This is a genomic window from Campylobacter sp. BCW_6871 (assembly GCF_001762325.1).
GTDB classification, from domain to species: domain Bacteria; phylum Campylobacterota; class Campylobacteria; order Campylobacterales; family Campylobacteraceae; genus Campylobacter_D; species Campylobacter_D jejuni.
Genome location: NZ_MJWQ01000048.1, coordinates 1 through 24,895 on the forward strand (window position 1 = coordinate 1; position 24,895 = coordinate 24,895).

General features: G+C 29.7%; 29 protein-coding genes. 9 read left to right on the forward strand and 20 right to left on the reverse strand.

The genetic code is table 11. From position 1 onward, the window contains the following. Positions 1–105: 105 nt before the first annotated feature. The 3 genes from AJ930_RS05180 (at position 106) to mog (ending at position 3,520) form a co-directional block, all read left to right on the forward strand. Positions 106–1,860: a hypothetical protein gene (locus AJ930_RS05180; protein WP_070274850.1), complete on the forward strand. Its 1,755-nt coding sequence runs from the start codon at positions 106–108 to the stop codon at positions 1,858–1,860. Positions 1,861–1,973: 113 nt separating this feature from the next. Continuing rightward, on the forward strand, positions 1,974–2,957 hold the full coding sequence (gene corA, locus AJ930_RS05185; protein ID WP_070274956.1) for a magnesium/cobalt transporter CorA: 984 nt from the start codon (positions 1,974–1,976) through the stop codon (positions 2,955–2,957). Between the two features lie 20 nt (positions 2,958–2,977). Then, the gene (gene mog, locus AJ930_RS05190) at positions 2,978–3,520 is read left to right on the forward strand and encodes a molybdopterin adenylyltransferase (protein WP_002842823.1); all 543 of its coding nucleotides are present in this window, start codon (positions 2,978–2,980) and stop codon (positions 3,518–3,520) included. On the opposite strand, the gene AJ930_RS05195 is transcribed toward mog, so the two are convergent. After that, a complete protein-coding gene (locus AJ930_RS05195) occupies positions 3,517–3,702 on the reverse strand; it encodes a hypothetical protein (protein WP_044778932.1) in 186 nt (61 codons plus the stop codon). The genes mog and AJ930_RS05195 overlap by 4 nt on opposite strands. Before the next feature lie 125 nt (positions 3,703–3,827). On the opposite strand from AJ930_RS05195, the gene AJ930_RS05200 reads away from it, so the two are divergent. From AJ930_RS05200 to AJ930_RS05220, 5 genes are read left to right on the forward strand one after another with little or no spacing between them, the layout of a single operon-like run. Further along, the gene (locus AJ930_RS05200) at positions 3,828–5,015 is read left to right on the forward strand and encodes a M48 family metallopeptidase (protein ID WP_004305587.1); all 1,188 of its coding nucleotides are present in this window, start codon (positions 3,828–3,830) and stop codon (positions 5,013–5,015) included. After that, the gene (locus AJ930_RS05205; protein ID WP_004305586.1) at positions 5,012–5,827 is read left to right on the forward strand and encodes a HemK/PrmC family methyltransferase; all 816 of its coding nucleotides are present in this window, start codon (positions 5,012–5,014) and stop codon (positions 5,825–5,827) included. The genes AJ930_RS05200 and AJ930_RS05205 overlap by 4 nt, the downstream gene beginning before the upstream one ends. Before the next feature lie 12 nt (positions 5,828–5,839). After that, on the forward strand, positions 5,840–6,310 hold the full coding sequence (locus tag AJ930_RS05210; protein ID WP_002871299.1) for a DUF4149 domain-containing protein: 471 nt from the start codon (positions 5,840–5,842) through the stop codon (positions 6,308–6,310). A gap of 37 nt (positions 6,311–6,347) precedes the next feature. Beyond that, entirely contained in the window at positions 6,348–7,097 is a 750-nt protein-coding gene (gene flaC, locus AJ930_RS05215; RefSeq protein ID WP_002871300.1) for a flagellin C, read from the forward strand. A 35-nt stretch (positions 7,098–7,132) separates the two neighbouring features. Next, positions 7,133–7,765 (forward strand): YggS family pyridoxal phosphate-dependent enzyme, encoded by a 633-nt coding sequence (locus AJ930_RS05220; RefSeq protein WP_002871301.1) that lies wholly within the window; start codon positions 7,133–7,135, stop codon positions 7,763–7,765. Positions 7,766–7,777: 12 nt separating this feature from the next. On the opposite strand, the gene dnaE is transcribed toward AJ930_RS05220, so the two are convergent. Then, entirely contained in the window at positions 7,778–11,380 is a 3,603-nt protein-coding gene (gene dnaE, locus AJ930_RS05225; RefSeq protein WP_070274957.1) for a DNA polymerase III subunit alpha, read from the reverse strand. Positions 11,381–11,575: 195 nt separating this feature from the next. Between dnaE and AJ930_RS10010 the strand changes: the two genes are divergently transcribed. Continuing rightward, positions 11,576–11,818, forward strand: a complete 243-nt coding sequence (locus AJ930_RS10010) for a SelT/SelW/SelH family (seleno)protein (protein WP_257841545.1) — start codon at positions 11,576–11,578, stop codon at positions 11,816–11,818. A 12-nt stretch (positions 11,819–11,830) separates the two neighbouring features. Here the strand turns inward: AJ930_RS10010 and AJ930_RS05230 are convergent, their stop codons facing one another. The 18 genes from AJ930_RS05230 to AJ930_RS05315 all read right to left on the reverse strand — a co-directional run bounded on the left by AJ930_RS05230 (position 11,831) and on the right by AJ930_RS05315 (position 24,793). Next, entirely contained in the window at positions 11,831–12,160 is a 330-nt protein-coding gene (locus tag AJ930_RS05230) for an ArsC/Spx/MgsR family protein (protein WP_002861397.1), read from the reverse strand. Continuing rightward, positions 12,157–13,497, reverse strand: coding sequence for a class II 3-deoxy-7-phosphoheptulonate synthase (locus AJ930_RS05235; RefSeq protein ID WP_070274958.1), 1,341 nt, complete (start codon positions 13,495–13,497; stop codon positions 12,157–12,159). Before AJ930_RS05235 ends, AJ930_RS05230 begins: the two co-directional genes overlap by 4 nt. 23 nt (positions 13,498–13,520) lie before the next feature. Next, entirely contained in the window at positions 13,521–13,934 is a 414-nt protein-coding gene (uraH, locus tag AJ930_RS05240; protein ID WP_002852246.1) for a hydroxyisourate hydrolase, read from the reverse strand. Positions 13,935–14,066: 132 nt separating this feature from the next. Continuing rightward, positions 14,067–14,423, reverse strand: coding sequence for a 50S ribosomal protein L19 (gene rplS, locus AJ930_RS05245; protein ID WP_002861395.1), 357 nt, complete (start codon positions 14,421–14,423; stop codon positions 14,067–14,069). A 9-nt stretch (positions 14,424–14,432) separates the two neighbouring features. Further along, complete coding sequence (trmD, locus tag AJ930_RS05250; protein WP_053872575.1) at positions 14,433–15,137, reverse strand: tRNA (guanosine(37)-N1)-methyltransferase TrmD; 705 nt, start codon at positions 15,135–15,137, stop codon at positions 14,433–14,435. Further along, the gene (rimM, locus tag AJ930_RS05255; RefSeq protein ID WP_053872574.1) at positions 15,134–15,673 is read right to left on the reverse strand and encodes a ribosome maturation factor RimM; all 540 of its coding nucleotides are present in this window, start codon (positions 15,671–15,673) and stop codon (positions 15,134–15,136) included. The genes trmD and rimM overlap by 4 nt, the downstream gene beginning before the upstream one ends. Continuing rightward, positions 15,666–15,908 (reverse strand): KH domain-containing protein, encoded by a 243-nt coding sequence (locus tag AJ930_RS05260; RefSeq protein WP_002861392.1) that lies wholly within the window; start codon positions 15,906–15,908, stop codon positions 15,666–15,668. Before AJ930_RS05260 ends, rimM begins: the two co-directional genes overlap by 8 nt. Before the next feature lie 2 nt (positions 15,909–15,910). Continuing rightward, entirely contained in the window at positions 15,911–16,138 is a 228-nt protein-coding gene (gene rpsP, locus AJ930_RS05265) for a 30S ribosomal protein S16 (protein ID WP_002852274.1), read from the reverse strand. Positions 16,139–16,202: 64 nt separating this feature from the next. Beyond that, a complete protein-coding gene (gene ffh / locus AJ930_RS05270) occupies positions 16,203–17,540 on the reverse strand; it encodes a signal recognition particle protein (protein WP_070274959.1) in 1,338 nt (445 codons plus the stop codon). Between the two features lie 66 nt (positions 17,541–17,606). Further along, on the reverse strand, positions 17,607–18,359 hold the full coding sequence (locus tag AJ930_RS05275; RefSeq protein WP_053872572.1) for an RluA family pseudouridine synthase: 753 nt from the start codon (positions 18,357–18,359) through the stop codon (positions 17,607–17,609). Beyond that, the gene (waaA, locus tag AJ930_RS05280) at positions 18,340–19,497 is read right to left on the reverse strand and encodes a lipid IV(A) 3-deoxy-D-manno-octulosonic acid transferase (RefSeq protein ID WP_004305574.1); all 1,158 of its coding nucleotides are present in this window, start codon (positions 19,495–19,497) and stop codon (positions 18,340–18,342) included. Before waaA ends, AJ930_RS05275 begins: the two co-directional genes overlap by 20 nt. Further along, complete coding sequence (locus tag AJ930_RS05285) at positions 19,494–20,210, reverse strand: zinc ribbon domain-containing protein (RefSeq protein ID WP_070274960.1); 717 nt, start codon at positions 20,208–20,210, stop codon at positions 19,494–19,496. Before AJ930_RS05285 ends, waaA begins: the two co-directional genes overlap by 4 nt. Before the next feature lie 9 nt (positions 20,211–20,219). Beyond that, positions 20,220–20,945: a Nif3-like dinuclear metal center hexameric protein gene (locus AJ930_RS05290; protein ID WP_002932958.1), complete on the reverse strand. Its 726-nt coding sequence runs from the start codon at positions 20,943–20,945 to the stop codon at positions 20,220–20,222. After that, positions 20,932–21,795 (reverse strand): glycine--tRNA ligase subunit alpha, encoded by an 864-nt coding sequence (glyQ, locus tag AJ930_RS05295; protein WP_002852069.1) that lies wholly within the window; start codon positions 21,793–21,795, stop codon positions 20,932–20,934. Before glyQ ends, AJ930_RS05290 begins: the two co-directional genes overlap by 14 nt. An 11-nt stretch (positions 21,796–21,806) precedes the next feature. Beyond that, positions 21,807–22,343, reverse strand: coding sequence for a DUF3972 domain-containing protein (locus tag AJ930_RS05300; RefSeq protein WP_004305571.1), 537 nt, complete (start codon positions 22,341–22,343; stop codon positions 21,807–21,809). A gap of 9 nt (positions 22,344–22,352) precedes the next feature. Next, the gene (purE, locus tag AJ930_RS05305) at positions 22,353–22,847 is read right to left on the reverse strand and encodes a 5-(carboxyamino)imidazole ribonucleotide mutase (protein ID WP_070274961.1); all 495 of its coding nucleotides are present in this window, start codon (positions 22,845–22,847) and stop codon (positions 22,353–22,355) included. Further along, on the reverse strand, positions 22,848–24,101 hold the full coding sequence (locus tag AJ930_RS05310) for a peptidase U32 family protein (RefSeq protein WP_044780520.1): 1,254 nt from the start codon (positions 24,099–24,101) through the stop codon (positions 22,848–22,850). Continuing rightward, positions 24,098–24,793 carry a chemotaxis protein gene (locus AJ930_RS05315; RefSeq protein WP_044794184.1) on the reverse strand — a complete coding sequence of 232 codons (696 nt, stop codon included), beginning with the start codon at positions 24,791–24,793 and terminating at the stop codon, positions 24,098–24,100. Before AJ930_RS05315 ends, AJ930_RS05310 begins: the two co-directional genes overlap by 4 nt. Positions 24,794–24,895: the final 102 nt, after the last annotated feature.

Sequence of the window (24,895 nt, forward strand, 5' to 3'; positions counted from 1 at the left end):
TATTTTTTTATTTTTGTTTTATTATTTAATTTTATAAAAATATAATTATCTTTTTATGCAACTTATAAGATAATATTGGATTTAATGTAACTATCAAGGAAAAATATGTTTGATAAAATTCATTATTATTATTTTAATGCTAATTATGAAAAATGTTTAAACTTGAGTGAGCAATTTTTAAAAGAAAGTCCAAAATTTGCTTTAGAATTTGCTATGCTTTCTTCTTATAAACTTTCTCTTTTTCAAAAAGCTTTATATTATGCTCAAGAGCTTTTTTCTTTAAATCCTACAAGTTTTAATGGTCTTATGCTTGCTAAAAGCTATATTGAAAATTTAAGACTTGATGAAGCCTTGAATTTATTACAAACACTTTTAACTCGCAAAGATGATTTAGAAGATGAACTTAAGTTAGAATTGGCTTTTATTTATAAACTGAGTAATAAACTAGAAGAATCTGAACAAATTTTCAAAGAATTACTTTCTAAAGATATGTATAATCTTAATCTATGGAAAAATTATGCAGAAATTTATTTTAAACATGATTTTACCAAGGCATTAAATGCACATGAGCACTTGTGTCATTTTATGCAAGATTTGATTGATAAACTACAAAAAGGAATCATTGCTGAACAAACCAATCTTAATTTAATTAAACTCGAAGATAGGCTTCATAGTAAAACCAAAGAAAATCTTACTATTTCTAAAATAGAAGATTTTTTAACTCATCAAATTTTACCCCAAAAAGCATACTTGCTTTTTAAGCTTTTTAGAATATCTGATTCTTTAGAACTTTTTCAATCACTACAAGAAGCCAATCAACACCATGCACAGTTTTGGCAAAATTATGCTAAGGTCTTAGAATTTAATTCAAACTATCAAGAAGCTTATCATGCTTATAAAAAATGTCTTAGCTTGGATTCTCATGCAACCTATCAATTTGATTTGGCTTATCTTTTGATGCGTATGGGAGTGGATGATAATTTTGAAGAGGGTAAGAAATATTATGAAAGCAGATTATTTTATGCTCATAATGAAACTTTTTCTACTTATCATTATAATGAAAGCTTAAAAGCTTTTAATAAATTTGGCGTTGATGCTTTTAAAAATAAAGAAGTTTTAGTATTTTGCGAGCAAGGCTTTGGCGATACTATAATGTATGCAAGATGCTTAGAAAAACTTTGCAAAATCGCTTCAAAGGTTTTATTTGCTCCTCAAAGTGCCATGTATGAAATGTTTAAAAATCAAATCAAATTTTTAAATCAAAATGATGATATTTTTAAAAATGTAAAGGTTTTAAAAAATCTACCTACAAATTTTGATTATGCTATTCCTATTTGTTCTTTGCCTTTTTTTATTGATATTAAGCTTGATGAGATTTCACGATTAAAAACACCTATATTGCCACAGAAAAAACCGCATAATAAAAGAAAAAAACTTGGTATTTTTTATGCTACTCCTAATGCTGAAAATTCTGATTTATTAAGAAATGTAAAATTTGAATTTTTATTTGATGTATTAAAAGACTTAGATTATGAAATCATTTCTTTTCAAATGCAATTAAAAGAAGAATTGCCTAAGGTAATAGAAGATAGAAGCAAGCTTATAGAAAATTGGAATGATACTCTAAATTATTTATATGATATTGACTGTATGCTTAGTATTGATAGTGCTATAGCGCATTTAAGCTTAGCTATGGATATTCCTACTATAGTTCTTTTACATCCTAGATTTGATTGGCGTTGGGGAAAATTTGAAAATCCTAAAAGTTATTTTTGGCCAAAAGCAAAATGTTTTATCATAAAAGAACAAGAAGAAACAAAAAGGAATTTGCAAAAACTGATTAAAGATATTTTAAATTAAAGCTTAGTTTAAGAGCTTTAGGTGGAAAATTTGGTTTTTGATTTCCAAAAATTAAAAAATTGATTTTTAAACTAATCAAGGTATAATTTTAAAGTTAAAAATAAGGAATAACTATGCTCTATGTTTATATCAAAACTCAAAATGCTTTAGTTCAAAGAATCAACTTTAATCTCGATAGTCAAGAACTACCACAAAATATTTTATGGATTGATTTACTTCATCCAAGTGCAGCAGAAATTGCTTTTATATCAAGTGAATTTAATCTTGAGTTTCCTACAAAAGAAGAAAGAGAAGAAATAGAACTTAGCGCAAAATATTGGGAAGACAATGCGACAATAACCATCAATGCTCATTTTTTAGTAAGAGATCTTAAAAGCGATGAAGAAGATAGGAATTTAATCAAACTTCGCACAGAAATTGTTACTTTTGCTACAGCTAAAAATATCTTATTTACTATAAGATATAACGAATTTAGCACTTTTGAAGAAATTCAAGCAAGGATTTTAGCTAGTCCGAAGAATTTTGAAGATGGTTTTGATATTATTGATAAAATGTTTGAAGTGCGCGTTGAAAAAGATGCGGATTTACTAGAATGGATAGATAAAGAAGCAAGACGCTTAAGAACAAGTGTTTTAGAAAAAAAAGATGAATATAGTTATGATAAAATGCTAAAGGATATTTCAAGCTTACAAGAGCTTAATATGCGTGTAAGAGATTCTTTATTTGATAAACGTCGTGCTATGACTTCTTTGTTAAAAAGCGATAAAATCGATAAAGATATAAAACAAAATCTCACTATAGTTTTAAAAGACTTAAATTCTTTGGTTGAATTTAGTGTTTCACAACTTAATATCTTAGACAATATTCAAACCATTTTAGCCAGCCAAATCAACATAGAACAAAACAAAATCATTAAAATTTTTACCGTTGCAACTGTTGCCATGATGCCTCCTACTTTAATAGGAACTGTTTATGGTATGAATTTTAAATTCATGCCAGAACTTGAACTTCACTATGCTTATCCCATAGTGCTTGGCGTGATGGTAATTTCTATCATTTTACCTTTGGTTGTTTTCAAGAAAAAAGGATGGTTATAAAAATTTATTAAGGAGGAACAATGGATACGATAAACATAGGAATTTTAACCCTAAGCGATAGAGCAAGTAGTGGCATATACGAAGATAAAGCTACTGCTGAAATTGAAAGAGTGTTAAATTCATATATAAAAAATGATATTATTTATCATAAAGAATTAATCCCCGATGATTATGATTTGATCATTAAAAAATTACTTTATCTAGCAGATGAAAAAAAATGCGATTTGATTGTTACAAGCGGAGGTACAGGTCCAGCGCTTCGTGATGTAACCCCAGAAGCCACGGAAGCCGTGTGTGATAAAATGATGCCAGGTTTTGGAGAGCTTATGCGCTTAGAAAGTTTAAAATATGTCCCAACAGCCATACTTTCAAGACAGAGCGCAGGAATTCGCAATAAATCTTTTATCATTAATTTACCAGGAAATCCTAAAGCTATAAAAGAATGTCTAGAGCCTGTTTTTCCAGCTATACCTTATTGTATTGATTTAATAGAAGGTGCTTATATAGAAGCAAATGATGAAGTTATTAAGGTTTTTCGCCCTAAGAAAAAATGTCAAAATTAAAATTTATTAGCTCTGATAAGTCTGCTTAATTGTCTAGCAAGCAGACTTGCCGAAGCTTCATCTTTGCTTATCTTTTGCACTTTATTTTTAAACTTACAAAGTCTGTCATCTAAAATCACATTATTGATTGGAATTTTAGGCTTTTCTTTTTGCTTTTGTGAAATCTTTTTCTTAAAAAACATTCTTTAATCCTTTTTTATAAATATACATCAACTTAGTTGAAAAGAATATTATTTTAGATTTTAAGCTATTAACTTTATTTCATTATTTTAAGCTAAAATTCGCAAAAACTAATCAAGGAAAAATAATGACTTTAATTGCAATTTTATGTCTTTACACAGCACTTTTATCTTGGATTTCCTATACTCAAATTCGTTTCTTAGAAAGAGAAAAAGACAAACAAGCTCAAATTTTAAGCGAAAAAGACTATCAAAATGCAGCAGACATTGCCATCGAAAATGAAAAATTTAAACTATTTTCCAATTTTTATAATTTAATCATCAATATTGCATGGATAGGTTTTGGATTTTTATATCTTAAAGAATTACTTATCTCAAATAACACTCGTTTTGAAAATACTTTATTTTTATTATCTTTTTTAATAATCACAAGTATTTTAAATCTACCTTTAAGTATTTATGAAAGTTTTATCAAAGATAAAGCCCATGGTTTTTCAAATATGACTGTAAAACTTTTTATCAAAGACACTGTAAAAAGTCTTATTTTAACTTTAATATTTGGATTTTTAATCCTTTATGCTTTGCTTTTTTGCTATGATTTTTTTGGAACTTTTTGGTGGATTGTGGCCTTTATTTTTGCCTTTTGTATTATAGTGATTATAAATCTTATTTACCCTACCTTGATAGCACCTATTTTTAATAAAATGGAAAAACTAAACGATGAAAATTTGCTGAAAAAAATCAGCTCTTTAATGAAACAATGTGGGTTTAATGCAAATGGGGTTTATGTTATTGATGCAAGCAAAAGAGATAAACGTTTAAATGCTTATTTTGGTGGACTTTTTAAAAGCAAAAGAGTGGTTCTTTTTGATACATTATTAAAAGCTTTAAATGAAAGAGAACTTTTAGCTGTTTTAGGACATGAGCTTGGACATTTTGTTCATAAGGATGTTATCAAAGCTTTATTTAACGGTGCTATAACTATGTTTTTACTTTTTTTTGTTTTTGCAAATTTACCTGAATTTGTTTACTTAGAAAGTCATCTAGAAGGAGTAAATGGCGGTGTATTTGCTCTTTTATTTATCTTTGCAAATATTTTTAGCTTTTTAATCTCTCCTATACTTAATGCCTTAAGTAGAAAAAATGAATTTGCAGCTGATCAACACGGAGCTAAAGTTACAAGCAAAGAAGATATGAAAAATGCGTTGATAGCTCTAGCAAGAGAAAATAAAGCTTTTATCAAAACAAGTAAAATATATACATTTTTTTATCTCAGTCATCCAAGTATTAGCGATAGAATCAAGGCTCTTTCTTGACTATAAAAAATGCTCTTATAGAAGCTAAATCTAGCTTAAAAGGTTATGAAAATGAAGCAGTATTTATACTCTGTGAATATCTAAAAAAAGATAAAGCTTGGTTATTTTTAAACCAAGATATAGAAATAGATCACAAACCTTATTTTGAGCTTATAAGACGTTTTAAATCTGGAGAACCTTTTGAATATATATTTGAAAAAGTGGATTTTTGGGGCTTAGAATTTAAGATAAAAAAAGGCGTTCTAATCCCTCGTTATGATAGTGAAATTTTACTTTTTCAAATTTTAAATTTATGCAAAAAAAATACTTTTAATAAGATTTTAGAAATAGGATTTGGAAGCGGAATTTTAAGCATTGTTTTAGCCAAAGAACTTGGGTTAAAAATCACAGCCTGTGATATCAATCCTAAAGCCTTAGAATTAGCTTTAGAGAATGCCAAATTACACAAAGTCGATCACTTGATTGACTTTAAACTTTGTAATTTTAAGCAAATTAAAGAAAATTATGATTTTATTTTTTCAAATCCACCTTATATTAAAAATTCATATCCTATAGATATTTGGGTACAAAAAGAACCCAAAGAAGCTTTATTTGGCGGAGAAAAAGGATATGAAATTTTAGAAGAAATCATACATTTTTCCCTCGATAAAAAAGTTAAATTTTTAGCTTGCGAATTTGGCTATGATCAAAAAAAAATTTTGGAAAAAATTTTATATCAAAATAATTTCATTGTTGATTTTTTCAAAGATGAACAAGGTTATAATCGTGCTTTTATAGCTAAATTTACAAATATGCGTTATGATAAAAAATAAAAGGAGAAACTTTTGAAAGCTGTTAATTTATTTTTACTTGCCTCCATCATAGGGGTTGAACTCATACTAGGAATAGTTGTTGCACCAACAATTTTTTTTCCTCAGAATCTTATAGGGGAAGGAGTGTTGAGCCATTTTCAAAGTGGCTTAATGATGACGCAAATTTTTATTAAAATGGGATATTTACTGATTTTTGTTTCAGTGGTTAATTTTTTATATGAAATTTATTCTCTTATAAAAGATGAAATAAAATTTCAAATAAAATTTTCAAAATTTATGCTGAGTTTGCTTATTTTGATTTTAAGCTTAATATTTGTTTTTTATTTTACTAATACCATAATTGAACTCCAAAACTTAGGAGAAAACGCTACAAAAACTCAAGAATTTATCAGTATCCATAATGCAAGTGAAGTGGTGATTAAAATCATCTTGATAATGCAAGTTTTTTTATATTTCTTAAGCTTTAAAATAGCAAAAAAATGATAAAATATAAATAAATCTGAAAGAGAAGGAGTAGGCCATGATGATCTCTGAAGCAACTATGATGCAACAAAATTATTATTTAAATAATGCACAAAAAGCTAGCGATAAAGCTTTAGAAAATATTGCAGCTGTTCGCGCAATAAGTGGAGTTGATAGTGCTAATTTAGCTATTGCTGATTCTTTAAGATCTCAATCAAGTACTATAGATCAAGGTGTCGCAAATGCTTATGATGCTATAGGGGTTTTACAAATTGCAGATGCTAGCCTTACCAATATCTCTCAAAGCGCAGATAGACTTAATGAACTTTCAGTAAAAATGAACAATGCTGCACTTAATGATTCTCAAAAAGGAATGCTAAGAACAGAAGCAACACGCATACAAGAATCCATCAATGATTCTTTTAATAATGCAACTTATAATGGAAAAAATGTCTTTCAAACTATGAATTTTGTAGTAGGTAGCGGAACTGAAACTACAAATTTAAATCCATTAGCAACAGGTGGATTAAACATAGATAATCAAGATAGTATTACAAATTTTATGGATCAACTTGGAAGTTTAAGAAGTGAAATAGGCTCAGGTATCAATGCCATCACATCAAATATTAATGCAAGTGTTCAAAATAGCATCAACTCAAAAGCAGCTGAAAATAATTTACTAAATAATGATATGGCAAAAAATGTTAATGATTTTAATGCCAATTATCTAAAAGAAAATGCTGCTGCTTTTATTGCTGCGCAATCCAACATGCAGCTTCAAAGCAAAATTGCTAATTTACTACAATAATATAAGCCCTAAATAGGGCTTATTTCTTTATCAAAATGACTTTAGAGCAAATTTTAGAAAAAACCAAAAACGTTCGTCTTGTAGCCGCAAGCAAGTATGTCGATGCAAGTATAATTGAAAAGCTTTTTGATCAAGGTATAGTAGAATTTGGAGAAAATCAAGTCCAAGCTCTAGCACAAAAAAAAGAAAATCTTGATGAAAAAAAACTAGACATAAAGTGGCATTTTATAGGAATGCTACAAAGCAACAAAATTAATCTCTTAATCAAACAAAAACCTATATTATGGCACTCTTGCAATGGTATTAAAATAGCTAAAGCTATGGACAAAAGACTTGATTATAAATTAAATACTTTATTAGAAATCAATAGTGCAAATGAAAATAGCAAAAGCGGTCTAGATCCAAATCAAGCTGTAGAAGAATATTTACAAATACAAGAAGAATGCTCTAATCTAAATCTTTGTGGCGTAATGAGCATAGGATCACACAGCCAAGATAAAGAAAGTATTATCAAAAGCTTTGAAACTACATTTAAAATTTATGAAATTCTTCAAAAACATGGGGCTAAAATTTGCTCTATGGGGATGAGTAATGATTTTGAAATTGCTATAAAATGCGGATCCAACTTAGTAAGACTTGGAAGCATTTTATTTAAAAATCTTAAGTAAGAACAATCTTACTTAAGCATATTTATTAGAAATTTCCTCTACTATACTATCAGAGATAATAAAATCTGTATGATAAAGCAAGCAAGATCCCGCGCTAATAACTTTTAAAACAAGTTTTTTATTATTTTTTTCATTAGGATTATGTGCATTTCTAGCAATTTCATGAATTTCATAGATTAATTCTCTATTTAATCTTGTCAAATCTAGCTCTATGATATTTTTTTCAAATTCCTTAGGTTCTGCGGTAAAATGATTTTCTTCTTTATTTTTGAAATCTTTTTTTGCTCCAATTTTTTTTATAGCTTTAATCTCGCCATCTTCAAGACTTTGTAAATCTTTAATTGCTTTTAAAAAAAAGCTAGGCTTCTCCCCTCCCTCAGCTTTAAATCCCAATACAAAACCATAGGCATTATTTTTTAAATTTTCATCTTTGATGATGTTTTCTATTTCTTCTACATTGCTTTCAAATACAGTAGCATCAAACGAAGAATAATAATCCAAAATTTCAATTCTACCATAACGCTTATTATTTTTACTCATCATGGATTTGAAATCTTCAATTTTACCTATACTTAAAATTTCTCCATTGTTTTTTAAACTTTCAAAATCTAAACTTTTAACATAATCTATGGCATTAATTTGTTCATAAAATCGATCTAAAGGATGGCCTGAAACATAAATTCCTAAAATTTCTTTTTCATATCCTAATTTTTCCATCACTTCAAATTCTTCATTTTTGGGAGTAAAATTTACTTGAACACCTGAAGTTAATTCCTCTTCACCAAAAAGAGAACTTGCAGCATTTTTTCTTACTTCAGCCATTTTACGCGATGCTTCGCTAAGATTTTCCATATTATCAAACAAAGCTTTTCTAGTAAAACCAAACTCATCAAAAGCCCCTGCCTTAATAAGACTTTCTAATGTTCTACGGTTTATTTTGGTAGGATCTATCTTACCTAAGAAATCATTAATATCCTTAAATTCTCCATCTTGTCTTGCTTCAAGTAAATTTTCAACTGCAGGAATACCCACACTTTTTATAGCCCCAAGTCCGTATATAATAGCATCCTTGCCATCTTGCTCTAAAGCACTAAATTCACGGATCGCTTTGTTAATCGATGGAGGTAAAAGTTTAATATTCATTTTTTTCATCTCATCAATATAAACAGCAATTTTATCCACATTGTTTTCTTCGCTTGTTAAAAGCGCTGCCATAAATTCACTAGGATAATAAGTTTTTAAATAAGCTGTTTGAAAAGTAATCAACGCATAAGCCGCAGAGTGAGATTTATTAAAACCATATCCTGCAAATTTTACGATAAGCTCCCATAAATCCTCAGCTTTTGCTCTATCATATCCTTGTTTTTCTGCTCCATCTGCAAAATCAGTCTTAAGCTTTTTCATCTTTTCAGGATCTTTTTTACCCATAGCACGACGCACTACATCAGCACCTCCTAAAGAAAAGCCACCTATAATTTGAACAATTTGCATAACCTGTTCTTGATAAACGATAACCCCATAAGTAGGCTCTAAAACCTTTTCTAAACTGTCAAAAGGATATTCTATACTTTTTAAACCATGCTTTCTGTCGATAAAATCATCAAGCATTCCTGATTCCATAGGGCCTGGACGATAAAGCGCAAGAACCGCAATGATATCTTCAAAACGCTCTGGTTTTAAGCGTGCATTTAAGCTTTGCATACCGTCTGATTCGATTTGAAAAATCCCTAAAGTATTTCCACTTTGTATGGTTTTATAAACTTTGCTATCATTTACATCTATAGTTTCCCAAATAATGTCTTTATTATAACGCTTTTTAATAAGCTTGATTGCATTATTGATTACTGTTAAGGTTTTAAGACCTAAAAAGTCAAATTTTATCAAATCCACATCTTCTAAATGATCTTTAGAATACTGCGTTACCAAATGTCTTTCATCATTTTTACTTTGTCTAAAAAGCGGAGTTTTCTTCCATAAACTTTCATTAGAAATTACAACACCCGCTGCGTGCATACCCGCATTGCGATTTAATCCTTCTAAAGCTCTTGCATATTCCCAAACTTCAGGACCTTTAGGATGACGATCAATAAATTCTTTGATTTTAGGTTCTTTTTCATAAGCAGCATCAAGAGTGATTTTAAGCTCTTCAGGCACAAGTTTAGCAAGCTCATCAGCATCTTGAATACTCATATCACAAACTCTAGCCACATCACGAATCACCCCTTTAGCTAAAAGCTTACCAAAGGTAATAACCTGTGCAACCTTATCTGCTCCATATTTATCAATCACATAATCAATCACTTCAGCACGTCTGTCTTGACAAAAATCCACATCAATATCAGGCATGCTCACACGCTCAGGATTTAAAAAACGCTCAAAAAGTAAACTATAAGGAATAGGATCTAAATCCGTAATCCTCAAACAATAAGAAACCAAACTTCCTGCAGCTGATCCTCTTCCAGGACCTACTGGAATGCCTTTATCTTTAGCCACTTTAATAAAATCATGAACAATAAGCATATAACCTGAAAATTTCATATTTTTAATGATATTAATTTCTACCTCAAGTCTTTGTTTGTATTCTTTATGCTTGCTTTCATCGATAAATTTTAATCTCTCTTCAAGTCCCTTTTTACAAAGCTCTTCAAAAACTATGTCATCATTATCAAAGCTAAATTCTTTTGTTTCTTCAGGCAAGGTAATATTATGATCTTTAGCATATTCTCTTGTAAATTTGAAATTCGGTGGAGTGGGATTGCCAAGATTAAGCTCTAAATTACATTTTTGCGCGATTTCTTGTGTATTTTCTATAGCTTCTGGAATATCTGCAAAAAGCTCACTCATTTGCTCAGGGCTTTTAACATAAAATTCATGCACACTATGACGCATTCTATCAGGGTCATTAAGTTTTTTTCCCATAGCTATACACATAAAAACCTCATGGGCAGCCGCTCTTTCTTTAAAAGTATAATGCGTATCATTTGTAGCAATGATTTTTATATTTAATTCTTTAGAAAGTCTGATAATATCATCATCTATCATTCTTTGATCACCTATACCATGACGCATGATTTCAAAATAAAAATCATCTTTAAAAACTTTTTTATACCATAATGCTGCTTCTTTTGCTGCTTCATAGCCTTTTGCACCAAAACGCACATTTCTTTCACTATAAGTATTTAAGTGCCAATTTACTTCACCTTGCAAGCAAGCAGAAGAACAAATAAGACCTTCGCTATATTTTTCTAAAAGCTTTTTATTGATACGCGGATAATAATACAAACCTTTAATATAACTTTGAGAACTTAAATACATTAAATTTTGATATCCGATCTCATTTTTTGCATACAAACAAAGGTGAAAACGCTGACGAGAACTTTTATCATCTAATTCATCGTGATTATGTAAATACGCTTCCATACCAATGATAGGTTTTAAACCTTGTGCTTTCATTGTTTGATAAAAATCAATTGCCCCAAACATATTTCCATGATCTGTCATAGCAACACTTGTAGCACCCTGCTCTTTTAAAGTCAAAGCTAATTCTTTAAGCTTATTAGCTCCATCAAGCAAAGAATATTCTGTATGTAAATGCAAGTGTGTAAATTGACTCATTTTCTTCCTTTAGTTTTTTAAGGCTTATTTTAATTTTGATAAAAATTATAAATTTTTCTCGCTGAATTTGAAAGAAATTGACCCTAAATTTCAACTTAAATTTTACAAAAAAGGCAAAAATTCAGCCAAAATAAACTATAATAAAAATTTAAGATTTTAATCTTAAATAAAATAAACTTTTCAAAGGATGAAATGATGAAAGTAAAAATTGCTTATTGCAATCTTTGAAATTATCGCCCACAAGCTGCAAGGGTTGCAGAAGAACTACAAAGCGATTTCAAAGATGTTGAAGTAGAATTTGAAATTGGCGACAGAGGTGATTTTATCGTTGAAGTAGACGGAAAAGTTATCTTCTCTAAAACACAACTTATTAATTGCGAAAGTGAAAGATTTCCATATCAAAATGAAATTAATCAATTAATAAAAAATAGAGTGTAATCAAACACTCTATCATAATATTTTCTCATATTCCTTGCCAATATATATGTTTTGCTCATACTCGATAATAGGACGCTTAATACAGCTTGGATTTTCTAATACAATTTTCTCAAGTTCTTTTTCATTTAAACTTTTAACTTTTTCTTTGTTTAAACCAAGTTTTTTAGAAGTTAATCCAGCAGTATTGATAAGATCTTCAAAAGATTTTTGTTTTAACCATGTGTATAAAATATCTTGATTAATCTTTTTAATATCCATAAAATCAAATACAACACCTTTTTGTGTTAAAGCATCCATAGCTTTCTTTACAGAATTACAATTTTTAATACCATAAAGTTTCATTTTCTAGCCTTTTTTACTAAATCTGCAATTAAAAAAGCAAGCTCTAATGCTTGATCCGCATTAAGCCTTGGATCGCATTGAGTCTCATAACGATCTTCTAAGCTTTGAGCAGTAACATTGCTTGCACCACCTGTGCATTCTGTTACATCTTTTCCGGTCATTTCAAGATGCACTCCACCTGGATAAATCCCTTCGCTTATTGCAATCTCAAAAAAAGATCCCACTTCTTGCATGATTTTATCAAACTCACGTGTTTTAAAATTACCTGCTTTTACTGTATTTCCATGCATAGGATCTATGCTGTATACTAAATTTAAACCTTCACTTTTAAGTTTGGAGAAAATTTTTGGCAAATTATTGATAATTTTATCTGCACCCATGCGGATAATAATATTTAATCTTCCTTCTTCATTATTTGGATTTAAAACATTTGCTAAAGCTATGATATCATCAACACTTGCACTAGGTCCTATTTTAACCCCTAAAGGATTTTTTACTCCTCTTAAAAAATGTACATGGGCTTCATCAAGCGCCCTTGTTCTTTCACCTATCCAAAGCATGTGAGCTGAACAATCGTAAATTTCTCCACTTAAACTATCCACTCTAGTTAAAGCTTCTTCATAAGGCAAAAGTAAAGCTTCATGTGAAGTATAAACACTAACTTCTCTTAGACTTGGGGTATTACTTGTATTAATCCCACAAGCTTCCATAAAAGCTAAAGCTTGTGAAATTTTTTCACTGATATTAGTATATTGCTTATGGAGTTCACTCTTTTTTAAAAAGCCCAAATTCCAACGATGTACTTCATGCAAATCTGCTAAACCACCCTTAGCAAATCCGCGCAACAAATTTAGCGTTGTTGCACTTTGATAATAAGCTTCAAGCATTCTACGTGGATCAGGAATGCGTGCTTGTTCGCTAAATTCAAAACCATTAATAATATCACCACGATAACTAGGAAGACTTATACCATTTAACTCTTCAAAATCACTACTTCTTGGCTTGGCAAACTGCCCTGCAATACGACCAATTTTTACAACAGGACATCCACCGGCAAATGTAAGCACTATAGCCATTTGAAGTAAAATTTTAAACATATCACGGATATTTACAGCGCCAAAATTTTCAAAGCTTTCAGCACAATCTCCACCTTGAAGTAAAAAAGCTTCTTTTTTACAAACTCTTGCTAAAGACTTTTGAAGATTTCTCACTTCTCCAGCAAAAACCAAAGGAGGAAGTTTCTCAAGTCTTGCTAAAACTCTATTCATTTCCTCTTGATCTGGATAGATAGGTTGCTGTTTTATGGGATAGTTTTTCCAAGAATTCTTAGTCCACATGGTTTTTTCTTTCGTTTTATTGATCAGCTTCCTCTATAAGTTGAATAACCAAAAGGAGAAAGGGTTATTGGAACATGATAATGTTTTTGATCTTTAGAAAGCTCAAAACTTACCTCTACAAAAGGATAAAAAGTATTTATTTTGTGTGATGTGTAATAGTCTTTTGTAAAAAATTTAAGCTTATAAATTCCAAAAGCCCTATTTTCAGCTTTTTCATATGGTAATAAATCCCCTATTCTACCATTTTCTTCGGTAAATTCTTCACTTACTTTTTTCCACTGTTGATTTGCTTCCAACTTATAAAGCTCAACTTTTACTTTAGGAGCGGGTTGTCCAGAAGTAATATCCAAGACATGAGTGCTTAATTGATATTCAGTAGCACTCAAAAACATTGGCACGCTTGCTAATATTAATAAAGTTTTTTTAATAGAAAACATTTTCTCTCCTTATATAATATTTACAAGGAATATTATATAAGAGCATTATTAATAATTAAAATCAAATAATAAAAATTATAAATTAATTATAATTATTTAATTGTTAGACTTATAATAAAAAATAATTATAAATTATTTTTTAAGCTCTTTAATACGTGCTGCTTTACCGCGTCTGTCTCTTAAGTAGAATAATCTTGCACGGCGTACACGACCACGACGCAAAACAATAATACTTTCCAAACTCTCACTATAAATAGGGAAAATTCTCTCAACGCCAACATTATTAGCACCCATTTTACGTACGATAAAAGTTTCGCTTACGCCATTACCTCTTCTAGCAATACAAATACCCTCAAAATTTTGGATTCTTGTTTTATCTCCTTCTTTGATACGAATTGCAAGCTTTAAAGTATCACCAGCACGAAAATCTGGAACATTTTTACCTTCAATTTGTTTTGCTTCAAATTGTTCTATATATTTATTTTTCATAAAAATCCCTTATTTTTTGCGTTCATGCTCTAAAAATAAATCTGGACGAAAAAATTTCGTTTTGCAAGACGCCAAAGTAGTTTTTAAACTTGCAATTCTAGCGTGATTACCCTTTAAAAACTCTGAAGGAGTATAAAATTTTTGATTTTTTTTCTCAAAAATAAAAGGTTTTGAAAAAGCAGGTGCTTCGAGTAAATTATTTTCAAAGCTTTCTTCTTCCAAACTTTCCATATTCCCTAAAACCCCGTTAACATTTCTTAAAATCGCATCACACATTACAAGCGCAGGTAATTCTCCTCCTGTTAAAATAAAATCCCCTATGCTAAAAACTTCATTCCCAAAAATTTCAAGCACTCTTTCATCTATACCTTCATAGCGCCCACATACAAAAACTATGTGTTCTTTTTTACTTAAGCGTTTGGCGTCTTTTTGATTAAAAGTTTTACCACTTGGATTTAAAAAAATAAAATAGGGATTTTCTTTTTTTTCTTGAATACTTTTTAACACCTCATACATAGGTTCAGCTTGCATCAAAAGTCCAGCTCCACCACCTATTTTATAATCATCGACTTTATGATAAGAATTTTTAGAAAAATCTCTTGGGTTATAAAAATTAAGTTTGAAAAGTTTTTTTTCTTTTGCTCTTGCAAGTATAGAATCCTGAAAGTAAAATTCCATAAGATTAGGGAATAAAGAAACGAAACTAAATTTCATGAATTTTCTAAAATTAAAAAAGCATCTTGCGTGCAAAAAATCTGTCGTTTTTCTATATCTATATTTTTAACAAATTTATCTAGATACGGAATAAAAAATATTTTAGAATATTTTTTATTCACCCATTTTTCATCACTTTGAATTTCAAATAAATAAGAAGCTCCAGTTTCCAAGATATCAACAACTTTACCTAATCTTTTATCTTCTTCAAAAACTTCACACTCTAAAATATCAAAATAAAAAAACTCATCTTTTTTTAATTTACAAGTTTGTCTGCTTTTCTCGATACTCTGAAAAAGAATAAGATTGGTTAATTCTTTAGCTTTTTCTATATCTTCATAATTCTCAAATAAAACAGTAGAATTGCTTGCATTATAATGCTTAATCTTTAATATTTCTTTGGTATTTTTTATAAAAAAGGTAGCATCTTTTTTAAATTGAGAAGAAAAGTCGCTCAGGTTATGCAATTTTACATAACCCTTAAGACCCACAGTTTTACCAAGTTTTGCAACTTGAACAAAATCTTTTTCACTCAAGTGCTTTTACCGTTACCCTATAAGAACTTGCATCCTTGCTCTTATAAGCAGAGATTACGGTTTTTATAGCATTGATCATTTTTCCATTTTTACCTATAAGCTTACCTGTATCAACCTTATGTGCAAAAAGAACAATCTCAAAAAAATTTTCACTTAATTCAATTTTTTGAGTGTTAATCTGTTCAGGATAATCTGCAATTAATTTTGCGTATTCCCTAAGAAAATTCTCTACCATGATTATTTGCTAGTGATAGAAGCAACTTTATCGCTAAGTTTTGCACCAACACTTTTCCAATAAGCTAAACGCTCTGCATCAACTTTAATTACCTCAGGTTCTACCATAGGATTATAATATCCAATACTTTCTATCCAACCACCATCGCGACGTTTTCTACTGTCTGTAACCACAATACGATAAAATGGTCTTTTAGTTCTACCCATTCTTGTAAGTCTAATAACTGTCATTTATACTCCTTAAAAATTAAAAATTTTATTTATAGATACTATAAAAAGTATTTATAAATAAAATTTAAAATTGTCTTCTAGCTTGGCTCATCATTTGTGTCAAATTCTCCATTCCTTTTTTGCCTGAAAATCTTTTTGCAAGTTTTGCTGCATTACTAAATTGTTTTAAAAAACGATTGACTTCTACCTGAGAAAGACCTGCTCCCTCTGCTATACGACGTTTTCTAGCATTATTTAACAAATCAGGATTTTCTCTTTCTTTTGGAGTCATTGAAGAAATCATTGCCTTAATATGTATAATCTCTTTAGAATTATCCAAATCTATATCTTTTACCGCATTTGCCATTCCGCCAAGCCCTGGTATCATACCGATTAAAGACTTCATACTTCCTAATTTTTTAATACTTTCCATTTGGTTAAGAAAATCATTAAAATTAAATTCACCTTTTTTGATTTTTTGATTGAGTTTTTTAGCTTCTTTTTCATCAATCACTGCAGCAGTTTTTTCAGCTAAAGTAGCCAAATCACCCTCGCCCATGATACGACTTACTATGCGATCTGGTATAAAAACTTCTAAATCTGCTACTTTTTCACCTACACCAATAAATCTTAAAGGAATACCGATTTGTTTTGCTATACCTAAGGCTACTCCACCTTTAGTATCTGCATCAAATTTTGATAAAATTACCCCGCTGATACCTAAAACTTCATTAAAACTAGCCGCAGTCTTAACCCCATCTTGACCACTCATTGCATCAGCAACATAGAAAATCTCATCAGGATTTAAAACATCCTTAACTGCTTTTAATTCATTCATCAAAGTCTCATCTATAGCCAAACGCCCAGCAGTATCCACAAGCAAAACATCCACCATAGAACTTTCAGCCTTTTTTAAAGCCTCTTTAGCAACCCTAATAGGATCTTTTTCATTTTCTATGAAGAAAATTTCAATTTCATTAGCTTCACAAAGTTGTCTTAGCTGCTCCACTGCCGCTAAACGCTGTAAATCACAAGCTGCAACTAAAACTTTTTTATTGCGTAATTTTAAATAATTTGCAAGTTTGATAGTGCTTGTAGTCTTACCGCCCCCTTGCAAACCTGCCATTAGAACTACTGTTGGGGGTTTAGAAGCAAAAACAAAACCTTGATTTTTGCTATTGACACTTAAAATATTTTCTAAATTTACTTTAATGGCATTTAAAAATTGTTTTTGACCTATTCCGTTTTGCTTTACATCTTCTTCTATCGAAGTCAAAAGCTCTTTAGTTACCTTATGGTGAACATCTGCTTTTAAAAGAGCTTTTTTTAAGGTTTCTAAAGCGTTCTTAAGTGCTTTTTCATCATCAACAAAACGTAATTTATTAATCGCTGATTTAAAAGATTCGCTAACTAACTCAAACACTTTATCACCTTTCTATAAAATTTTTAATTAAACCTTGCATTATACAAAATTTTTTCTTAAATGGCTTTAAAAATCTAAATTTTTTATCTCAAAGCCAACTTTTGCAAAACTATTATCTAGCTCAGCCTTAAAATAATAATCAAAAATTTTAATTTCATAACTATGTAAATACATTCTATCGCTTGAAATTTTAGCATATTTTTCATCACCTACAACGCCATGTTTTATAAATTTAGCATGCGCTCTGATTTGATGAGTTCTACCTGTTTGAATGACTATTTTTGCTAAGGTTTTTTTTGACTGCAACATAATAGGAGTAATGATACTTAAGGCACTTAAACCATCTTTTGAAACTTTACTTAATGCTCCACATTTTGCTTTTATGGTAAAAATAGGCTCATTCACTTCAACCTCTTCAGCCAAAACCCCATCTAAAACCGCAATATAACTTTTATAAACTCTGTGTTTTTTAAATTCTTCTATACAAAGCTTTCTAAAATCTTCATCTTTGCAAAGCAAAATCACACCGCTTGTTTCTTTGTCTAAACGATTTAAAAGCTTGGCATTAAATTTTTTCTCCAAGTCTTCACTCACATAAGCGTAAGGTTTATTAATAGCAATAATCTTATCATCTTCAAAAATAATTTGAGGATTTTTGGTTTTTATCACATTAAATCTTGCCTTATCGTTCATCAAAGCTCTAGCAACCACAACTTTTTTTCCATGTGAAAAAACACAACCCTTATCAATCAAATCTTTAGCTTCACGATTTGAAATTTTTTCTTGCAAAGCTAAGAGTTTATAAGCTTTTTCTTGCATCAATTCCCTTTTGTATAGTTTGCATGATAAGATCTAAATTTTCTTTTTTGGAAATTTTAGCTTTTAAATTTAAATAATGGATTTTATCATTTAAATCTTTTAAATTTTCACAAAAATATACATTTTCTACTTCTTCAAACAAAGCCTTTTGATTGTGAATAAATTTCCCGCTGATTAATACATTGTCAAAATATGCCACTTCTATAGGATTATGTCCTCCTATACCTTCTATGAAAGAACCTCCAAGCACAACAACATCAGAAATTGCATAAAAATTTACAAGCTCCCCTAAAGTATCTAAAAGTAAAATTTTTTTAGAAAATTTCTTATTTTCATCTTTTAAAGAACTAAATTTTTCAAATTCTAAACCTTTGTTTAAAAGTAAATTTTCAACTTCTTTAAAACGCTCAGGGTGTCGTGGGGCGATAATGAGTTTTTCATTTTCTTCTAGTTTAAAATGATCAAGTAAAAGCTCTTCTTCATCTTTATGAGTACTAGCAAAAATGATAAGTTTTTCCTTAGGTTTGGTATAAATTTTATTATTTTTAATTTCTAAATTTGCCTTAATATTTTTAAAAATTTTAACATTTTTAGCTCCCAAACTTTCAAGTCTTACTTTATCTAATTCACTTTGAGCAAAAACTTCATCAATATAAGAAAAAATTTTTTTATAAAAAAAAGAAAATTTTTGATAAGAATGATAAGATTTATCAGATATTCTCGCATTAAGCAAAATAATCTTAGCCTTATAAATACGTGCCATAAAAACAAGCATAAGCCAATATTCTGCTTCAAAAATTACCAAAACCTTACAAGGATTAAACCAAAAAGGCAAAAAATTTTCAAAAGCAAGATAATTTACCTTTTTACAAAATTCTTTTGCACATTCAAAACCTGTTTGAGTAATAGTAGTTATTCTTGAATCAAATTTCAAAACCAAAGCTTTAATACTTCTTACCTCCCCGTAAGAACAAGCATGAAAATGTACATCAGCTTTTTCTTGATGTAAATTTTTATAAAGAAAAAATCGAGATTTTAAACTAATTTTGTATTTGGATTTTAAAAAAGAAAGCAAAAGAATAAAGACGGCACAAAATAAAAATGCCGTCCAAGTTAAAAAATAATAAAAAAAGATCAATTTTGCTCTTCTTGCTCTTTATAAAGAATTCTTCCACAATGAGGACAAGTTACAATCTCTTCACCTTTTACAATAGACAGATAAGTCTTATCGTAAATTTTCATAAAACATCCATAGCATGCTTGTTTTTTAACAGGAACTACAGCAGTATTTTTCGCCCATTTGCGAATTTTCTCATAAAAACTTAAAACTTTTTGATTCATCTCGCCCACAAGTTTGGTTTTTTTATCATAAACACTCATTCTATCTTTTTCAAGAACTTCCATTTCAGATTTAATGCTTACTCTAATCTCATTAATATTTTGCTCTTGTTTGATTTTTTCTTCTTCAAGTTCTTTTTTATAAGTTTCTTTATTCTCTAAAATTTTATCTAGTCTTACAATTTCATCATTTGCAGCGTCTAATTGCTCTTTTGCAATATCTTCTTCAATTTTTAAAGCATTAGCTTCTTTTTCTGTTTTTACTGCACCACTTTTTTTAGAAAGCTCTTTAATTTTTGCTGAAAACTCGGAAATATGAGCATTATTTTGCACTTTTTGATTTTCTATATCTTTAATTTCTTCATCGATTTTTTCTAAATCTGTGTTGATTTTTCCTATTTTTAACTCAGCATCTTTTAAAGTCTTATTAATACTGTCTATTTTTGGTTCATAACTATCAATTTCTTGATCTATTTTTGATAAAAGCACTAATTGTTCGAGATATTTATTCATTTATTTTCCTTAAAAATATTGAAATGGATTTTTTGAAACTGTTATTATAACTTGTAGCGGCAAATTTTTCAAGTCTTTTGCTAAACATTGAGAAAAATATCTCTCACTTTCAAAATGACCTAAATCAATAAGACTGATTTGATTACTAAGCGCCTCTAAAGCTTGATGATATTTAAAATCTCCACTTAAAAAACAATCCGCATCTACTTTAGAAATTAAATCCCCGCCACTTCCAGTACATATAGCAATACGCTTAATGTCTTTTTTACCACAATCACTTACACGTAAAATTTGTAAATTTAACTTTTTTTTCACCCAGTCACACAAAGCTTCAAAAGACATAGAATTTTCTACATAAATCAAAAATTCGTCTTTAAAAGAAATTTTAAAACCTAAAATTTCTTCCGCAAAATAAGTATTTAAATGACTTAAATCGTAATTTGTATGCATGCTGATTAAAGAAATATTTTTACAAATCATTTCTTTAATAAAAGCCCTAGGATAAGCCTTATCATACAAATTTTTTAAACCTTTAAATATCAAAGGATGGTGTGTGATAATTAAAGAATTTTCACTCGCTTCTTTAATGATATTTTCATCAATATCTAAACTTAAATAAACAGTTGAAATTTCACTATCCCTATCTCCAAGCAAAATTCCACTATTATCCCATGATTCTTGGATATTAAAGGGACTTAATTGATCTAAAAAATTATAAATTTCACTCAGCTTCATTTAAATTTTTCTTATAAATTTCAGCACAATTTTTTGAAAGCTCACGAATTTTTAACATATAATCTTGTCTTTGTGCTACAGAAATTGCTCCTCTTGCATCTAAAAGATTAAAAGTATGTGCAGCAAGCATACAATAATCATAAGCAGGTAAAGCTAGTCCTTGTTCTAAAATATTTTTACATTCTTTGTAAGAATTTTCAAACTGCTCATTTAAGATTTTAACATCACTTACTTCAAAATTGTATTTACTAAATTCATATTCACTTTGCTTATGCACATCTGCGTATTTAATTTTTTCTCCATTAAATTCACTCCAAACTATATCATAAACATTATCAACATTTTGAAGATACATGGCTATTCTTTCAAGGCCATAGGTAATTTCAGCACTTACTAAATCTACTGCTATACCGCCAACTTGCTGAAAATAAGTAAATTGAGTAACCTCCATACCATCAAGCCATACTTCCCAGCCTAAACCCCAAGCACCCAAACTTGGACTCTCCCAATTATCTTCAACAAAACGAATATCATGACTTTTTAAATCAAAACCCAAATTTTCAAGACTTTTAAGATATAATTCTTGAATATTATCAGGGCTAGGTTTAATCAAAACTTGAAATTGATAATAAGCACCTAAGCGATTAGGATTTTCACCATAACGTCCATCAGTAGGCCTTCTACTTGGAGCCACATAAGCAGCTGCCCAAGGTTTTTTTCCTAAACTTCTTAAAAAAGTTGCTGGATGAAAGGTTCCTGCACCTGCTGGCATATCATAAGGTTGCATAATCGCACAACCTTGCTCTTGCCAATAATTTTGTAAATTAAGTATCATTTGTGAAAAAGTCATTGTATCTCTCTTTATCGTTCCATATTTTCAATAGGTTTTTCTAAATTTTTATTCATTTCCAAATCAGGCTCTGTCTTAGCTCCAAAAATTTCTGCAGTTTTACTCCACATTAATTTATATTTACGTTTGAGAAATTCTATCTCTTCACGCGCATGTTTTAACTCATTGTTTAAGGTTTCTATAGTTTTTCTATCTTCATCATAAAGTTCTTGCATAGAATAAAGAGCATCTTTTAAAAATTTATTCTCATTTTTTAATGCTTCAAGTGTTTCATCTTTAGCATCTAAAACTTTTTCATGTAAATTTAAAATAGTTCCTATTGTTTTTTCAACAAAACTTTCCCCTGCTAAAGTCATTGAATTTACCATTGCAGGTTGAGATTTTGCAGCACTAGGCACCACACTAAAAGTACCTTGATGAGCTTCGATGTAAATTTTACCCTCTTCTTCTTTAAAATTTAAAGCCCCATTAGCCATCATACCTTTAACCACATCTTCATTTAAATGCACAAGTTTACAAAATTCTTCAAGTTCAAGATAGGTTTGCATTTTTATCCCTTATAATAAAACTTCTACTTCTTTTGAATCAGATACAAGTTTTTTTTCTTTTTCAAGACGATCTTCTTTAAGTTTTTGTGCTAAATCAACATCATAAATAGCTAAAATTTGCATAGCCAAATAAGCAGCATTGATTGCTCCAGCCTTACCAATAGCTAAAGTTCCTACAGGAATTCCACTAGGCATTTGCACCGTAGAAAACAAAGAATCCATACTTGCAAGATTACTTCCTGGCATAGGCACTCCTAAAACAGGTTTTGTGGTATAAGCTGCAACAGCTCCAGCCAAATGCGCTGCCATTCCAGCTGCTGCTATAAAAACTTTCGCACCTTTTTCTTCAGCATTTGTAATATACTCTTTTGTTCTTTTTGGGCTACGATGAGCTGATGAGATAATAAGTTCATACTTTACCCCAAAACTTTCTAAAGTTTTAGCAGCCTCTTTCATAGTCTCATAATCACTCTTGCTTCCCATTAAAATAGAAACAAAATTCATCTATATTTCCTTTCTTAAAAAACTTAATGCACTGATTTTACTTGGTAATTGAATTTCATGTTCATTACCGCTATGAATTTCACTAAATTCTTTATTGTTTTTAGCAATGAGTTTTTTAAACTCTATAAAATATTTATCCTCTTTTTGATAAATTTTACCTAGTTCATTGTCACAAGTTTGAATCACATCGCCTAAAGGAGCTAAAATTTCATAAGGCGTGTTTAAAACGATTTTTCCTTTGCATTTAAAAAAGCTTCCATCTTCGCTTATAGCATGCACTTGATGAGAGCCTTCTTCTATGCTTGTATTATGATTTTGTGTGTCGGTTTTTTCTAAAGGACGCGAAACAAGATAGCCATCTGTAAAACCACGATTCTTAAGCGTAGCAATCTCTTTTTCATACTTGTTTGACTCAAACTTACCCTCTAAAACATCCTGTATAGCCATTTTATAAGTTCTTGTTGTAAGCGCAACATAATATTCGCTTTTGGTGCGTCCTTCTATCTTAAAAGCACTGATACAATTTTCTTGCATGATTTTTTCTATATAAGAACAAAGATTTAAATCTTTGGAATTAAAAACATGAGTACCATTTTCATCTTCTTCTAAACGAAATAAAGTACCATTTTCTGGATTTTTAGCATAAAGCTCATAATTAAATCTGCAATCATTTGCACAAGATCCACGATTACTCATTCTTCCACTTTGCACAGAGCTTATTAAACAACGCCCAGAATAAGCAAAACACATAGAACCATGCACAAAGGCTTCAAGTTCAATATCGCAATTTTCTTTTAAAGCTTTAGCATCTTTAAGCCCTAATTCTCTCGCAATTACAACCCTTTTAGCGCCCATATCCTTATAAACTTGAGCATCTAAATAATTTAAAATATTCGCCTGAGTAGAAACATGTAAAGAAATTTCAGGTGCAAGCTCTTTAACAAGACGCATAGTTCCAACAGAAGCTACAATAAAAGCATCGGGTTTCATCTCACGTAATTTTAATATATGTCTTTTTAAGCCTTCAATTTGAGAGCTTAGATGAAAACCATTTAAAGTGACATAAATTTTTTTACCACGCTCATGGGTATATTTAATAGCTTCTTCAAAACTTTCATAATTAAATTCTCTTGCAGTACGTGATCTTAAAGAAAAATTATTCACACCCGCATAAACCGCATCTGCACCATAAGCTAAAGCAATTTTTAATTTTGTGAAATTTCCTGCAGGAGCTACTATTTCAGGAATGATCATTTTTGCCCTAAACTTGCAATTAAAGCTTCTATATCATCATTACTTACAACATCAGTAGTGCTATCACCTTCAATATGCACTGCAGAACTTACACGTTTTTTATCATCAATTTTACCTTCAAATAAAGAACTCATATAACGGCTTAAAGCACGCATTACATTAATAACACGTTCGATTTTTTGACGATGTATATCTTGATACTGCATTGCATCCATTGCCATCATCACTTCATCTTGTCCGCTTTGAAGATTTCCGACAATCTCCCTAGAACTTTTTTTAGCTTGATTGTTTAATTCTAAAGCTTCACTGAAACTTTCTACATTAGGAAATTTTTCATTAAGTTTGGAAAAAATATCAATATTTTTTTCTATTGCTTTATTTATTTCTTTGAGTAAACTTTCAGAATCCGCAAAAAAATTATTAATACTTTCAAGCTTATCCATCATTTCCGTTGCTTTAAGCTCGCTATCTTTTGTAACATCATCTAACTGATGTACAACTTTATGTTCCTGATTTGGTGGGGGTGGTGGCCATACTACACTAGGATTAGGTTTGTAATCAGCTATTTTGACATCTTCTAACATCAAAGCATCTTCTTCGGTATTCGATTCTTCGGTTTTTACCTCTGCTTCTGTCTCTGAATCAAGATCAACATCACCATTCATCAAAGCATCAAGCTCTTCTTGAGTCATTTTTTTCCCTTTTTTAAATCTAGATTTTCAATAATTGCTTAAAATTATAATCAATTTTATCTAAAACAAAAATATAAATTTTTATTTTTTAATCTTTTTAAA

Coding starts and splice junctions, on each gene's coding strand:
- AJ930_RS05290 (WP_002932958.1), bottom strand. CDS start 20,945: ATGAAGCTGAGTGAAATTTATAATTTTTTAGATCAATTAAGTCCCTTT.
- corA (WP_070274956.1), top strand. CDS start 1,974: ATGCTCTATGTTTATATCAAAACTCAAAATGCTTTAGTTCAAAGAATC.
- rpsP (WP_002852274.1), bottom strand. CDS start 16,138: ATGACAGTTATTAGACTTACAAGAATGGGTAGAACTAAAAGACCATTT.
- glyQ (WP_002852069.1), bottom strand. CDS start 21,795: ATGACTTTTTCACAAATGATACTTAATTTACAAAATTATTGGCAAGAG.
- purE (WP_070274961.1), bottom strand. CDS start 22,847: ATGAATTTTGTTTCTATTTTAATGGGAAGCAAGAGTGATTATGAGACT.
- AJ930_RS05300 (WP_004305571.1), bottom strand. CDS start 22,343: ATGCAAACCTATCTTGAACTTGAAGAATTTTGTAAACTTGTGCATTTA.
- AJ930_RS05275 (WP_053872572.1), bottom strand. CDS start 18,359: ATGCAAGAAAAAGCTTATAAACTCTTAGCTTTGCAAGAAAAAATTTCA.
- AJ930_RS05315 (WP_044794184.1), bottom strand. CDS start 24,793: ATGACTCAAGAAGAGCTTGATGCTTTGATGAATGGTGATGTTGATCTT.
- AJ930_RS05285 (WP_070274960.1), bottom strand. CDS start 20,210: ATGAATAAATATCTCGAACAATTAGTGCTTTTATCAAAAATAGATCAA.
- AJ930_RS05230 (WP_002861397.1), bottom strand. CDS start 12,160: ATGAAACTTTATGGTATTAAAAATTGTAATTCTGTAAAGAAAGCTATG.
- rplS (WP_002861395.1), bottom strand. CDS start 14,423: ATGAAAAATAAATATATAGAACAATTTGAAGCAAAACAAATTGAAGGT.
- AJ930_RS05200 (WP_004305587.1), top strand. CDS start 3,828: ATGACTTTAATTGCAATTTTATGTCTTTACACAGCACTTTTATCTTGG.
- mog (WP_002842823.1), top strand. CDS start 2,978: ATGGATACGATAAACATAGGAATTTTAACCCTAAGCGATAGAGCAAGT.
- AJ930_RS05260 (WP_002861392.1), bottom strand. CDS start 15,908: ATGGTAGAGAATTTTCTTAGGGAATACGCAAAATTAATTGCAGATTAT.
- AJ930_RS05310 (WP_044780520.1), bottom strand. CDS start 24,101: ATGATCATTCCTGAAATAGTAGCTCCTGCAGGAAATTTCACAAAATTA.
- trmD (WP_053872575.1), bottom strand. CDS start 15,137: ATGAAATTTAGTTTCGTTTCTTTATTCCCTAATCTTATGGAATTTTAC.
- flaC (WP_002871300.1), top strand. CDS start 6,348: ATGATGATCTCTGAAGCAACTATGATGCAACAAAATTATTATTTAAAT.
- AJ930_RS05235 (WP_070274958.1), bottom strand. CDS start 13,497: ATGTGGACTAAGAATTCTTGGAAAAACTATCCCATAAAACAGCAACCT.
- uraH (WP_002852246.1), bottom strand. CDS start 13,934: ATGTTTTCTATTAAAAAAACTTTATTAATATTAGCAAGCGTGCCAATG.
- AJ930_RS05195 (WP_044778932.1), bottom strand. CDS start 3,702: ATGTTTTTTAAGAAAAAGATTTCACAAAAGCAAAAAGAAAAGCCTAAA.
- AJ930_RS05180 (WP_070274850.1), top strand. CDS start 106: ATGTTTGATAAAATTCATTATTATTATTTTAATGCTAATTATGAAAAA.
- dnaE (WP_070274957.1), bottom strand. CDS start 11,380: ATGAGTCAATTTACACACTTGCATTTACATACAGAATATTCTTTGCTT.
- AJ930_RS05220 (WP_002871301.1), top strand. CDS start 7,133: ATGACTTTAGAGCAAATTTTAGAAAAAACCAAAAACGTTCGTCTTGTA.